This is a genomic window from Bradyrhizobium sp. STM 3557, assembly GCF_045571465.1.
Classification (GTDB): Bacteria; Pseudomonadota; Alphaproteobacteria; order Rhizobiales; family Xanthobacteraceae; genus Bradyrhizobium.
On sequence record NZ_CP120697.1, the window covers coordinates 3857414 to 3870726 of the forward strand.

Here is a 13313-nt window from a genome sequence, read left to right on the forward strand (position 1 = left end):
GATCAGGCGTTCTCCGCAGCTGGCGCGGCGTGGCGAATCGGTCGTGCCGGTGCAGCGGGCGCCGCCCGAACTTGTTGCGGCTGGGGCGCCGGCTTGCCGACAGTCGGCGCGGCCTTTCCGACGGTTGGCGCGGCCCTTCCGATTGCTGGCGCGGCCTTTCCGATCGCTGGTGCGGCCGGGCCGGGTTTGCCGCCGGACACCCGCGCGAAGATCTCCTGGCAGGAGCCGAACGCAATCGCCTTGCCTTCATAGAGCACCATGGCCATGTCCAGCGCAGCCAGCGCGCTCGGTCGGTGCGAGATCACGATCACGATGCTCTTGTTCTGCCGCATGATCTGGATCGCGCGGCTCAGCGCGTTTTCGCCGTCGGCATCGAGATTGGCATTCGGCTCGTCAAGCACGATCAGGAAGGGATCGCCGAACACGGCGCGCGCAAGCCCGATACGCTGTCGCTGGCCGGCAGAGAGGGCCATGCCGCCTTGGCCGATTCGCGTCGCATAGCCGTCCGGCAGCCGCAGGATGATGTCGTGAACGCCCGCGATTCGCGCCGCCTTCAGGATCGCATCCGAGTTCGCGCTGCTGTCGAAGCGGCAAATGTTGTCGGCCACCGTGCCGTCGAACAGCGCCACGTCCTGCGGCAGGTAGCCGATGTGACGGCCGAGATCCGCGTTGCTCCATTGGTCGAGCGCTGCACCGTCGAGCCGAACCACGCCGCGTTGCGCCGGCCAGATCCCGACCAGGGCTTTCGACAGCGACGTCTTGCCCGAGGCGCTGGCGCCGAGCAGGGCAAGTCCGGTGCCGGCCTTGATCGTGAACGAGACGTTGGACACGATCGTTCGCTCGTGTCCGGGTGCGGCGACGGCCAGCTCCTGCACTGTCAATTCGCGGGAAGGGCGCGGCAGCGACACTGCCGGTGCCGGCGGCTTGGCCGTGGATTTGCAGATCTCGCGCAGGCGGACGATGCCTTGGCGTGCTGCCACGAGCTGCTTCCAGGTGCCAAGCGCAACCTCGACCGGCGCGAGCGCGCGGCCCATCAGAATCGATGAGGCCATCATCACGCCGCCCGAGGCCTGCTCCGAGACCACGAGCGCGGCGCCGATGCCGAGCATTCCCGACTGCAGGATGAAGCGCAGCACCTTCGCCGCCGAGCCAAGATTGGAGTAGACGTCGCTGGCGCGGATGTTGTCCTTCAGATAGCGCTCGTTGACGTCGGTCCAGCGCGCGGCGAATCGCTCGGTCATGCCGAGCGCGCGAAGCACTTCGGCGTTGCGTTGGGTGGCGTCGGCCAGCACCTGGCGCGCCGCGCTGGTGTCCATCGCCGATTTGGCGGCGCGGCGCGACAGCCGCTCGGTCATCAGCGTCATCGAGATGATGGCCGCCGTGCCGACCACGGCGGTCAGGCCGATCAGTGGATGAAACAGAAACAGGCCGATCAGGAAGATCGGGATCCAGGGCATGTCGAGGAAGGCGGTCGGGCCCATGCTCGACATGAAGGCGCGCAGCTGGTCCAGATCGCGCAGCGGCTGCTGCATCAGCATCGGCTTGGCGCCGCGCAGCGGCAGCGTTGCCAGCGCGTGGTGGATCGGCTCCTGCAGCCCTGCATCGAACACGGTCGCGACCCGGCACAGCATGCGTGCGCGCAACGCGTCGAAATAGCCCTGCATGATGTAGGCAAGCAGAATCATCAGCGACAGGCCGGCCAGCGTCGCCAGATTGCGGCTCGGAATGACGCGGTCATAGACCTGCATCATGTAGACCGAGCCCGAGAGCATCAGGATGTTGATGACGCCGCTGAAGACTCCGATACCGGCGATCCGGCGCGCAGCCTGCCGCAATCCGCGCGTGACGGGGTCGTCTCCAGTCCCGATAAAATCCGCGAGACCTGCGGCACCTGTCATCCGTGAACGGTCTTGGGCGGCAGCCATTTAGTTGCGCCTTCTCAGTGGCCGGTTGTTGTGATCCATCGTCCGCTATTGGCAGTCGATGCGGACGAATTTCCGGCAACAATGGGACGAGAGACAAAATCCGTATGAAATCCGTGCGTCGCGTGAAACCCAGCGCACCGTGATGGTCATTGCCTCCCGCGCGCGAACACGCAGTGCAGAAATTTATTCCGGCCTCCGTGCAAGATTGCGGCCGCTCGGAATTCCGGTGATCACGCTGAGACTTAGTTGCCTCGATGCGGGTCGTCGCATTACAAATGTCACAGATTAGTCCGGCTATCACCTTGCTTCGGTGCGCATTGGCCCCCATGCCGGCCGAATGACGCCACGAAGCCAAATAAATCTCTCTGCAGCGCAACGGCTGCGCCGCTCAACTCAAGTTCTCGACGACAGAGGACAGTAGCAGGGACGATCAATGGCGACAGGAACTGCCCCCGCACGCATAGGTCTCGACGTCACGATCGGGGAACTATCGGGGATGTGTGGAGCCGTTTCTCGCTGACGCCGATCAAGGGGAGTGATCGAGCTTTTCGCTGTCTGCTTCGCTGCAACGACCGGCGGAACCGACCGCGGAGCTCAGTGCCGGTCTGGCGTACCGGCAAAAAGACGGTGGGGTGATGAACCGTCCAAGGCGTCGCGACAGCATCAGTCGCGACGTCGAAATATTCTCGATTGCCGTCAAAGGCATCTGGGGGAACGATAAGTTGCGTACCGAGACCAACATCTGGCGGATGATCGCGCGGCCTGATGCATGTGGAGAGTCGAACCGCCGCGGCGCGCGCCGCTGCCAATCAACTGATCAATCCATCAGCATCGCGCGCCGGTTCGGCGCCGCGATCCGCATGCGCTCCGGGGTGGGGGTGCGTGCGTGAGAATTCGTCGAACCGACTACGGAACGATCATTCTGCATTGGCTGCTGGCGGGCGCCACGGTCGTTGCGCTCATCACCGGCCTGCGAATCGCAACGGAAGCGCCTGACCATGCCTGGCTCAACAGGATCGACTGGATGTTGCCGCGCGCCCACGTCTGGACGTGGCACATGCCGGCGGCCGTCGTACTGGTCGGCGTCGCGGTGGCCTACATGATCTACGTAATGCGCTCCGGATTGAGCCGGCGCGTGGCGATGGACAAGATCAGGCTGCGCGGCCTGTTTGGACGGCCCCAAGCGCGCAAGGGCTCGATCAGCATCCTCCTGCACTGGTTGTTGTTTCTAACCATGCTGACCTTGATCGTCAGTGGGGCATTGCTGTTCTTCGGTGTCGCATCGGGCCATCTCACGATGCAGATCCACTGGTATGCCACCTGGGTCGTGCCGGTGTTCATCGTCCTGCATGTCCTGACTCATTATAGCATCGGCGGCAAATCGCAGTTGCTCCGCGTGGTCAGGCCGTCCGCGCTGCCGCCGCCACCACCGCGGCTCGATGCGGTCGAGCTGCTCACCATGCTTGTCGAGCAGACCGAGCGGCTGGAGGAAAGCGAAGTGCCGGTTAGGGCAGCGCCGCCATCTGCGCCCGTTGCGGCTTCGGCCACGAAGCGGGCCGAGGGCATTCGCCCACGCGGCGAGCCGCAGGCATCCGGCGGCGCCCGGCGCAGCGCGGGAGGGGGCAAAGCCAGTGCGCGGCGCCGCAATGCGACCTTCCAGTCCAACCCGTTCGCCGTCGCGATGGCAGTAGCGATCACTGCGGGATCGGCAATGGTCGCGGCGGACTATTTCGCAGAAGACACGGTGACGATCCATCGTATCTCGACGGCCGACACGCCGACGCTTGATGGCGACACCTCCGATCACATCTGGCGCACGGTCGCGCCGCACGAGGTCATCACCAATCAGGGCGGCAATTTCGACGGCACCGGCGAATCCCGAATCCAAATTCGCGCCGTGCATGACGGCACCTGGGCCTATTTCCTGTTCACCTGGGAGGATCCGACCCGCTCGCTGAAGCAGCTGCCGATGATCAAGAAGGCCGATGGCTGGTACCTGCTGCACAACGGCTACGAGGTCGGCGACGAGCACGATTACAACGAGGACAAGTTCTCGGTGCTGTTCACGACGCTCAGCGTCACGCTCGCCGGCGACCGCACCTTCCATGCGAGCCCGCAGCCGATGTCGGACAAGCCGGCGACGATGTCGGGTCGCGGCATCCACTACACGCCCGGCCCCGGCATCTATGCCGACGTTTGGCAGTGGAAGGCCACCAGCGGCGGCCCGACCGGCTGGCTCGACGACGATCATTTCGGTCCGCCGGCGGAGCCGACGCCGGAGCAGGTGAGCAACACGGTGCCTTACAAGGGCGGCTTTGCGCCCGATCCCGGCAATGGCAACTACAAGGACAATTTCGTGCTCGACGCCGAGGCCATGAAGCTCGGCAATCGCGGCGTCCGTCCGCTGCGGCTGCCGAAGGACGTTGCGGCAATGACCGCGGCGATGGGCGAGATCAGCCTCGATCCCAACATGGGCGAGAGTGAGAATGCGCGCTGGTTCCTGACCGAAGCTGAGTCGGTGCCGTATTCGGCGGAAGCGGACAGCCGCATTCCGGTCGGCACGGTGCTACCGGGCGTCGTCCTCTCCGGCGATTATTCAGGCGACCGCGCCGACGTGCGCTGCGCGGCGCGCTGGGCCTCGGGACACTGGGCGCTCGAGGTCGCGCGCAAGCTCGATACCGGCAGCAAATACGACATCCCGCTGAAGAGCGGGGTCTACATGCGTGTTTCAGCTTTTGATCACAGCCAGATCCGGCATACCCGGCACGTCCGGCCAATCCGACTTGAGGTGGAATGATGGGGAAGATTTGCAAGGTCACCTTGAACAAGGAAACCTTCTACGCCAATTGCGGTGACCTCCTGCTCGACAGCGCGATCACGAATGGCGTCGAACTGCCTCATGATTGCCGCAGCGGCATCTGCGGTTCCTGCAAGGTGCGTGTCGTCGACGGCAAGCTGTTCGGCGGCACCGAAGGCGACATGGCGCATGCGTGCCAGGCGCGCGTCGTCTCTGACCTGAAGATCGTGATCGAGCCGACGCCGGAGACGGTGACGATGTCGGCGGAGCTTGGTGATCTCGTGCGTCTGGCGCCGGACGTGTTCGGCGTGACCCTCGATCTGCCGAAGCCGCTGAAATATTTCCCGGGCCAGTACGCCAAGGTGCAGTTCCGCGGCTTCCCCGCGCGGTGCTACAGCCCGACCTACCCGATGGCCGGCGCTCCCGACGATCACTTGCTTTATCTGCATATCCGCAACGTGAAGGACGGGCTGGTGTCGTCGGCGCTCGGACGCGACATCAAGCCTGGCCACAAGGTCAAAGTGATCGCGCCGCTCGGCACCGCCTTCTTCCGGCCCAAGCATCGCGGACGCACGGTGCTGGTCGCGAGCGGCACCGGTTTTGCGCCGATGTGGTCGATCGCGGTCGCCGCCATCACCGAGAATCCAAAGCGTGAGATGGTGTTCATCGTCACTGCGCGAAGCCTGCAGTCGTTCTACATGCACCAGGCGCTCTGCCGCCTGGCGCGCTTCCCGAACGTGCGAATCATTCCGATCGTCTCCGAGCCGCAGAACGTCTCGCCGGCGATCCGGAGCGGGCGGCCGACCGAGCACATGCCGGAGCTGACGCCGGACGACGTGGTCTATACCTGCGGCGCACCGGCGATGACCGATGCGGTGGCGAAGATCGCCCGCGCTGCGGGCGCGCGTTGCTATTGCGATCCGTTCGTGTCGTCGGCGCAGCCCTCGGAGCAGGGCAGCAATCTGATGGGACGTCTTGCCGGCTGGCTCGATAGCCAGCGCGGCCGGCCGGCCATGCTGCAGCCGGCCGACGCGCGGATGTCCGCGTAACCTGCGGCCGCAAGTGATGCAGCCGCCATAGGTCCTTTAAGATGCGACGAAGGCGAGCAGGGTGCCGGTGGCGGATGCCGGCGGCACGACGAGGCTTGCACCGCTGCGTATGCCTGCGGCACCCAGGGCCTTCTCGGTCGCGGCAAGGTCGTGCGAGGCGATGACGAGCCCGGCGCCGCCGCGCTCCGCTAAGCCGTCTAACGAAACGCCGGGATAGCGGACAGACAGTTGGTCGGCTGTCAGGAATACGAAATCAGCGCGGTTGCCGCCGGAGGGCACCGTGACGGCGCCATCGGCCTCGCGCCGTCCCTCGATGTCGATCAGGCGCGAAAGGTGCGCCGCATCCTGCGCCGGCTCCGGCGTCACGATCAGGGCTTGCTTGAGGCGCCTCGCGGCATTGGCGTGGCGCATCAGCTCGGGAATCCAGACTGTCTCGCGCGTCTTGTGCTGACACGCGAAGATGCGCAAACCGCCCGGCGCTTCCGCCACCGGCCATTGGAACACGCGAAACTTCGCTGCCGACAGGCTGCCGTCCGGCATCGGCACCGGACGCTCGAAATCGATCGGCCCGATCGGCTCGAAGCCGCGCGCGCGGATCTCCTCGGCACCGGCGGCGGAGTCGATCGCGGTGAAGGCAATGCGCTCGATGCCTTCGCCGCGTCTCGCCAGGAAGGCGCGGGTCGGCGCATTGTGGTCGGTTTCGGCGAGAATACCGAGCAACTCGATGTAATCGGGATCGAGCATGATGGTGTAATTTCCCGAACCCATCTTTTCGCTGTGGGTGCCGCGCGGGGACAGCGTGAAGCCGAGCCGCTTCCAGGTCTCGGCCGCCGCGTCGAGCTCCTTCACCACGACGACCGCGTGATCGATACCGATGACGTTCTTCAGGGCCACGCGTTTGTCTCCTTGCGCTGAACTTGGCATATTAGAGCGTTTTCAAGCGACGTGGACACCGGTTCGCATTAAGAAAACGCGTCAAAATAAGAAGCTGGAGCCCCGTTCCGATTTTTAGTCTGAACGGAAAAGGCTCTAGCGGCGGAACTATGCCCAATCGATCCATGCCTCGCAACCCGGCGCGGCCATGCCGATGGCGCAAGAGAAGAATGATCTCTCGCAGAGATCGCGTAGGGTAAGGATATTCTGGCGAAGATGCGTGATACGACAAGCAACGTGCAATGGCCGCCGTCATTATGGGTCGCACAGACACCGGCAGGGCCTGATCTTTCCTATCTCGAAGGCAGCGAGCGCGCGGATGTCGTGGTGATCGGTGCAGGCTTCACCGGCCTGTCCACTGCGTTGCATCTGCGCGAGGCTGGCGTCGATGTTGCGATCGTCGAGGCGATGGAGCCGGGATGGGGCGCCTCGGGCCGCAACAACGGCCAGGTGATTCCGACCCTGTCGCGGCCCGATCCCGACGACATCATCGCGCGCCACGCGGCAGCGGGCGAGCGCTTCGTGGCGATGCTGCGCGACAGCGCCGCCACATTGTTCGACACGGTCAGGCGCTACGGTATTGAGGCTGAGCACGAGCAGGCCGGCTGGGTGCAGCCGGTGCATTCGCCGGGTCGCATCAAGATTGCCGAGCGGCGCTTCAAACAATGGTCGAAAGTCGGTGCGCCGGTCGAGCTGCTGTCGCGCGATCAGGTCAGGGACATGCTCGGCTCGGATGCCTGGCATGGCGGCTTCTGGAACAAGAGCGGCGGCCATATCAACCCGCTGGCGCTCGCGCGCGGCCTCGCGCGCACCGTGCTCGGCCTGGGCGCGCGCATCTATGCGCGCTCGCCGGTGATCGATTTCGCACGCCGCGGCGATCGCTGGGTGGTGCGCACGGACAGAGGCGAGCTGTCGGCCCGCGCCCTGGTGCTGGCGAGCAACGCCTATACTGGCGAGTTCTCGAAGACGCTCGCGCCCGAGATCGCGCATGAGGTGATGCCGGTGCTGTCGTGGCAGATGACGACGCAGCCGCTGTCGGACAATGTACGCAAGACCATCATCCCGGCGCGCCAGGCGATGTCGGATACCCGTGGCGAGCTGTACTTCGCGCGCTACGATGCGCGCAACCGCCTGGTCACTGGCGGAGCGGTGATCGGTCCCGGCAACAAGGCGGAGCGGCTGAAGGCGCGCGTTACCGAACGGCTGCAACGGCTGTGGCCGCAGATCGGCGAGATCAGCTTCGACTACGTCTGGAACGGCTATGTCGGCATGACCACCGACTACATGCCGCGCATCCATAGGCTCGGGCCGGATGCCTATGGCTGGACCGGCTGCAACGGCCGCGCGGTGGCGCTGACGATTCCGCTCGGCGCGGAACTGGCAAAGGCGGTGCGCGGCGTGCCCGCGAATGAGCTGGCGCTGCCGTTCTCGGAACCTGTCACCATCCCAGCGCATACGCTGCTGCGTAAGCTCGCGCCGCTGATGCTGCTCGTCTACCGCCGGCGTGATGCGCGGGAGATCGCCTAGACGGCAGCGGTCTCGTGCGTCCTGGCGAACTCGCCGCCCGGAATGGCCTCGATGAGCGCCCGTGTGTAGGGATGCTGCGGCCGGCTGAATACCTCATGCGTCAAGCCGTGCTCGACCACGGCTCCGTCCTTCATGACCGCCACGAGATCGCAGATCTGCGCCGCCACGCGCAGGTCATGGGTGATGAAGACGATCGAAAGCCCGAGCTGTTCGCGCAGGCCGGTGAGCAGCTTCAGAACTTGCGCCTGCACGGAGACGTCGAGCGCGGAGACCGGCTCGTCGGCGACCAGCACTGCTGGCTTGAGCGCAAGCGCACGCGCAAGGCCAATGCGCTGTCGCTGGCCGCCAGAGAATTCATGTGGGAAACGGTCTGCGGCGGACGGATCGAGGCCGACCAGCGCAAACAATTCGCGCGCCTCGGCAAGCGCCTGCGCGCGTGGCGTCCCGTGCACGATCGGTCCCTGCGCGACCAGATCGGCCGCCTTGCGGCGCCGATTGAGCGAGGCGAACGGGTCCTGGAACACCATCTGGATGCATCGCGTCTGCCTTCGCATGTCCGCGCGCGACAGCTTGGCCCAGTCCTGCCCCTCAAGCAGGATCGCACCAGCATCGGGATCGATCAGGCGGACGATGCAGCGAGCGAGCGTCGATTTGCCCGAGCCGGACTCGCCGACGATGCCGAGCGTCGCGCCTTTCGGCAGCTCCAGCGACACGTTCTTCACCGCCTGCGTGACGCGCACGCCGCGGCCGAGAAAGCCGCCGGTACGGTAGGTCTTGGTGACTCCGGCCAAATTCAGGATGATCTCGCCCGCGAGCCGGCGCGGCGGCGGCGCCTGCAGCGGCGGCACCGCGGCAATGAGCTGCTTGGTATAGGCATGTTGCGGATCGCCGAGAACGGCTTTCGCAGCACCTTGCTCGACCACGACGCCATGCTGCATCACCACGACGCGGTCGGCGATCTCGGCGACGACGCCAAAATCGTGGGTGATGAACAGCACGGCCGTCCCGCGCCGCGTTTGCAGCTCGCGGATCAGCTTGAGGATCTGCGCCTGCGTGGTCACGTCGAGCGCCGTGGTCGGCTCGTCCGCGATCAGGAGCTTCGGATCGAGCGCGAGCGCCATCGCGATCATGGCGCGCTGGCGCTGCCCGCCTGACAGTTCGTGTGGATAGGCCTTGGCGGCGCCCTTCGGATCGGGAATGTGCACGTCCGATAGCAGCGACAGCACGCGCGCCTTGATCTGCGCCTTGGACAGATCGGTATGGATTTCCAGCATCTCGCTGATCTGGTCGCCAATGGTGCGCAGCGGATTAAGCGCGGTCATCGGCTCCTGGAAGATCATGGCGATCTCAGCGCCACGAATCCTGCGCATCTCGCCAGGCGACGTGGTGCAGAGATCGCGCCCTTCGAACAGGATGCGGCCGTTTTCGATTCCGACATTCTCCGGCAGCAGCCGCATGACGGCATTGGCCAGCATCGATTTGCCGGAGCCGGATTCGCCGACGATGCAGAGGATCTCGTTGGCCGCGATCGACAGCGACACATCCGTCAGCGCATGGGTGCGGTCGGCGCCGCTCGGCAGGCGCACGCTGAGGCCGTCGACAGCGAGAAGGGGATAACCGGCGCTCATCGCTGCTTCAGCCTGGGATTAAGTGCGTCATTGAGACCCTGGCCGACCAGCGACACCGCGAGCACCGTGACGAGGATCGCGACGCCGGGGATGGCGGAGACGTACCATTGCACGCGCAATACGTCGCGCCCGAGCCCGATCAAATTGCCCCAGGAGGCGACATTGGCGTCGGAGAGGCGCAGGAAGGCGAGCGCGCTTTCCAGGAGGATCGCGACCGCCATCACAACGCTGGCATAGACAATGACCGGCGGCAGCGCGTTAGGCAGGATCTCGCGCAGGATCAGCTGCGCATCACCCATGCCCAGCGTCTTGCCGGCCTGGACGAATTCACGGTTGCGCAGCGACAGGAACTCGGCGCGGGTCAGCCGCGCCGGTGCCGGCCAAGACACGATGCCGACCGCGATGGTGACCGTCGTCAGCGTCGAGCCGAACACCGCGACCAGCACCAGCAGCAGCACGAAGTTCGGCAGAGTCTGGAACGCATCCGTGATGCGCATCAGGATGTTGTCGGTCCAGCCGCCGTAATAACCGGCGAGGGCGCCGACCAGCACGCCGATCGCGACGGCGATCAGCGTCGCGACGCCGCCGATCAGCAGCGAGATCCGCGCGCCATAGAAGATCTGCGCAGCGATATCGCGGCCCGAATTGTCGGTGCCGAGCGGAAAGCGCGGATTGGCGAACGGCCATAGCAGCGGCCGGCCAGCCAGCGCCAGCGGATCGCGCGGATAGAACGTGCTGGCGCTCAGCGCCATCGCGATCACGACCAGCAGCAGGGTCAGGCCGATCACGGCGGACGGGCTGCGGAAGTAGCGCTTCACGGCGTCCATCTTCAACCCTCCGCCGTGATGCGCGGATCGAGCCGCGCGTAGAGCAGATCGACGATGAAGTTGACTGTGATCACCAGCAGGGCGGAGACGAAGACGATGCCGAGCAGGGTATTGAGATCGCGCTGCACCACGGATTCATAGGCGAGCCGGCCGAGGCCGGGCAGCGAGAACACGGTCTCGACCACGACCGAGCCGCCGAGCATGGTGCCGGCTTGCAGCCCGATCAGGGTCACCATCGGCAACAGCGCGTTGCGCAGCACGTGCCGCGTCACGATGCGGGTCTCGTCCAGCCCCTTGGCCCGCGCGGTGCGGACGAAATCGAGATTGAGCACCTCCAGCACCGAGGCACGCATGATGCGCAAATAGATCGCGAGAAAGATCAGTCCGAGCGTCAGCGCCGGCAGCACCAGGTGGCGCGCGATATCGAGCACGCGCCAGATGCCGGTCCTGACCTCGCCGATATCTTCGAAGCCGCCGGCCGGCAGCCACTGCAGATAGATCGAGAACACGACGATGGCCATCAGGCCGAACCAGAACGACGGCGTGGCGTAGAAGATCAGCCCGACGGTCGAGATCAAGGTATCCGGCCATTTGTTGACGCCGCGCGCGGCGACGACGCCGAACAGGAGGCCGAGGAAGAAGGCAAAGGACAGCGAGGCGGTCATCAGCAGCAACGTGGCCGGCAGCCGCTCCAGGATCACGGTTGCGACCGGCTTGCCGTAGATCGCGGAGAAGCCGAGATCGAGCCGCACTAGGTGCCAGAGATAATTGGCGAGCTGGGCCGGGATCGACAGGTCGAGCCCGTAGAAATGGCGCAGCTCGCGCGCGGTTGCCGCGTCGCCGCCGCCCATCTGCGCCATCATCGCATCGACCGTGTCGCCCGGTGCGAACTGCAACAGCAGGAACACGCCGATCAGGATCAGCAGCAGGGTCGGTATCGAGGCGGCGAGCCGCCGCCCCGCAAGGCTCAGGATGCGCATGCGCTCATTCTGACGAAGTTTGCCTCAAGCCGAAAGCCAAAGATCATGCCAGCTCGTCGAGCCCCAGCGCGGCGTATTGGAATGGTTGCGCGCCTTCGCCGTGATTACGGTGACGAAGATCTGCTCGATCGGCATCCAGACCGGCAGCTCGGTGTTGGCCTCGCGCACGAAATCGGCGTAAAGCGCCTTGCGCTTGGCCGGATCGACCTCGGTCGCGGCGTCATCGATGATCTTGTCGATCTTGGCGTCTTCCCAGCCCCATTGGTTGGTCCAGGGCGCCCCCTTCGGCTGGCCGGAGCGATACCACACCGTGGTCGAGACGGCGGGATCGTTGCGATATTGATGCCAGCCGGTGGCGAGATCGAAGGCGTGTTCGTCATAGACCTGCTTGAGGAAGCCGCCACCGTCATTGCGCACGATCTCGACGGATATGCCGACCTCGCCCAGGGATTGCTGGATGAAGGTCGACCACAGCGAAATGTCCTCGCCCCAGGGAGCGGGCAACAGCCGCAACGAGAAGCGCGTGCCGCCGGCCCCAGGCTTGAAGCCGGCCTCGTCCAGCAGCGCGGCCGCCTTGGCCTTGTCGTAAGGATATTGCGGCGTTTCGGGGCCGGGATAGAAGTCAGTCGAAGTCGAGGGGATAGGGCCGGTGCCGAGCTTGGCAAAGTCGCCGAGAAAGTTCTCGATGAAAAACGGCACGTTGATCGCGTGCGCGATGGCGCGGCGAACGCGGACGTCGGACAGCTCCTTGCGGCGGAAGTTGAACTCGATCGTGTTGGTGCGAGCGTTGCCTTCATTGCCCTTGGTGGTGACGATGAAGCGCTTGTCCTTGCCGAGCCGCGCCATGTCGGAGATGGTCAGGCCCGAGAACGGGCTGTAGTGCAACTCGCCGGCTTCGAGCTGTGCGGCGGCTGCGGCGCGGTCGGTGATCACCTTCCAGACGATACGGTCGAGATAGGGCGCATTCGGCCGCCAGTAATCCGGGTTCCGATCGGCGATGACATATTGGCCGCGCTCGTACTTGACGAACTTAAACGGGCCGGTACCGATGGGTGCAAGGTTGGCCGGGTTCTGCCTGATGTCGCCGCTCTCATAGATATGCTTGGCCGAGATGTAGCCGAGATCGGGCAGGGCGCGCAGCAGTAGGTTCAGCGGCATCGGCCGCTCATAGCGGAAGATCGCGGTCTGCGGATCAGGCGTGTCGACGGCGGTGAGGAACAGTTGCAGGGTCGAGCCGTAGTTGAGGATCTTCTTCCACATGTTCATCGCGGTGAAGGCGACGTCCTCCGACGTGAATGGCTTGCCGTCGTGCCAGCTGATGCCCTTGCGCAAATGGAAGGTGATGGTCTTGCCGTCGGGCGAGGCCTCCCAGCTCTCGGCGAGCACGCCGACGGGCTGGCCGTTGCCGTCGAGATCGACGAGGTTCTCCTGGATCTTGCCCCCGATGATGTAGACGCCGGTCGAAGCCTGCAGGCTTGGATTGAGCTGCCGCTGCTCTGCGCCGTAATGCACGTTGAACACGCCGCCCTTGCGCGGCGTCTCCTGCGCGAACGCCCGAAGCGGATTGATGACGTTGGCGGCGATCGCGGCCGAGGTCAGAAGCGCGGTGCGGCGGTTGATTTCGAAACGAGACAAATCCATCAAGCT

General features: G+C 65.1%; 10 protein-coding genes. 4 read left to right on the forward strand and 6 right to left on the reverse strand.

What is annotated here, in order from left to right:
- Positions 1-2 precede the first annotated feature (2 nt).
- Complete coding sequence (locus P6U24_RS17500) at positions 3-1814, reverse strand: type I secretion system permease/ATPase (RefSeq protein WP_407160497.1); 1812 nt, start codon at positions 1812-1814, stop codon at positions 3-5.
- A 743-nt stretch (positions 1815-2557) separates the two neighbouring features.
- Here P6U24_RS17500 and P6U24_RS17505 point away from each other — a divergent pair.
- Genes P6U24_RS17505 through P6U24_RS17515 form a run of 3 tightly spaced genes read left to right on the forward strand, consistent with a single transcriptional unit; the run spans position 2558 to position 5771 of the window.
- Positions 2558-2815, forward strand: coding sequence for a hypothetical protein (locus P6U24_RS17505; RefSeq protein ID WP_407160312.1), 258 nt, complete (start codon positions 2558-2560; stop codon positions 2813-2815).
- A complete protein-coding gene (locus P6U24_RS17510) occupies positions 2812-4722 on the forward strand; it encodes an ethylbenzene dehydrogenase-related protein (RefSeq protein WP_407160313.1) in 1911 nt (636 codons plus the stop codon). The genes P6U24_RS17505 and P6U24_RS17510 overlap by 4 nt, the downstream gene beginning before the upstream one ends.
- On the forward strand, positions 4719-5771 hold the full coding sequence (locus tag P6U24_RS17515) for a 2Fe-2S iron-sulfur cluster-binding protein (protein ID WP_407160314.1): 1053 nt from the start codon (positions 4719-4721) through the stop codon (positions 5769-5771). Before P6U24_RS17510 ends, P6U24_RS17515 begins: the two co-directional genes overlap by 4 nt.
- Before the next feature lie 36 nt (positions 5772-5807).
- On the opposite strand, the gene P6U24_RS17520 is transcribed toward P6U24_RS17515, so the two are convergent.
- Entirely contained in the window at positions 5808-6665 is an 858-nt protein-coding gene (locus P6U24_RS17520) for a VOC family protein (RefSeq protein WP_407160315.1), read from the reverse strand.
- Between the two features lie 255 nt (positions 6666-6920).
- Between P6U24_RS17520 and P6U24_RS17525 the strand changes: the two genes are divergently transcribed.
- Entirely contained in the window at positions 6921-8231 is a 1311-nt protein-coding gene (locus tag P6U24_RS17525; protein ID WP_407160316.1) for an NAD(P)/FAD-dependent oxidoreductase, read from the forward strand.
- Here P6U24_RS17525 and P6U24_RS17530 read toward each other — a convergent pair.
- The 4 genes from P6U24_RS17530 to P6U24_RS17545 are packed head-to-tail and all read right to left on the reverse strand — an operon-like array spanning position 8228 to position 13307.
- Positions 8228-9859, reverse strand: a complete 1632-nt coding sequence (locus P6U24_RS17530) for an ABC transporter ATP-binding protein (protein WP_407160317.1) — start codon at positions 9857-9859, stop codon at positions 8228-8230. The genes P6U24_RS17525 and P6U24_RS17530 overlap by 4 nt on opposite strands.
- Complete coding sequence (locus P6U24_RS17535) at positions 9856-10686, reverse strand: ABC transporter permease (protein WP_407160318.1); 831 nt, start codon at positions 10684-10686, stop codon at positions 9856-9858. The genes P6U24_RS17530 and P6U24_RS17535 overlap by 4 nt, the downstream gene beginning before the upstream one ends.
- 2 nt (positions 10687-10688) lie before the next feature.
- Positions 10689-11666 carry an ABC transporter permease gene (locus P6U24_RS17540; protein WP_407160319.1) on the reverse strand — a complete coding sequence of 326 codons (978 nt, stop codon included), beginning with the start codon at positions 11664-11666 and terminating at the stop codon, positions 10689-10691.
- A gap of 24 nt (positions 11667-11690) precedes the next feature.
- Positions 11691-13307, reverse strand: coding sequence for an ABC transporter substrate-binding protein (locus tag P6U24_RS17545; protein WP_407160320.1), 1617 nt, complete (start codon positions 13305-13307; stop codon positions 11691-11693).
- Positions 13308-13313 lie beyond the last annotated feature (6 nt).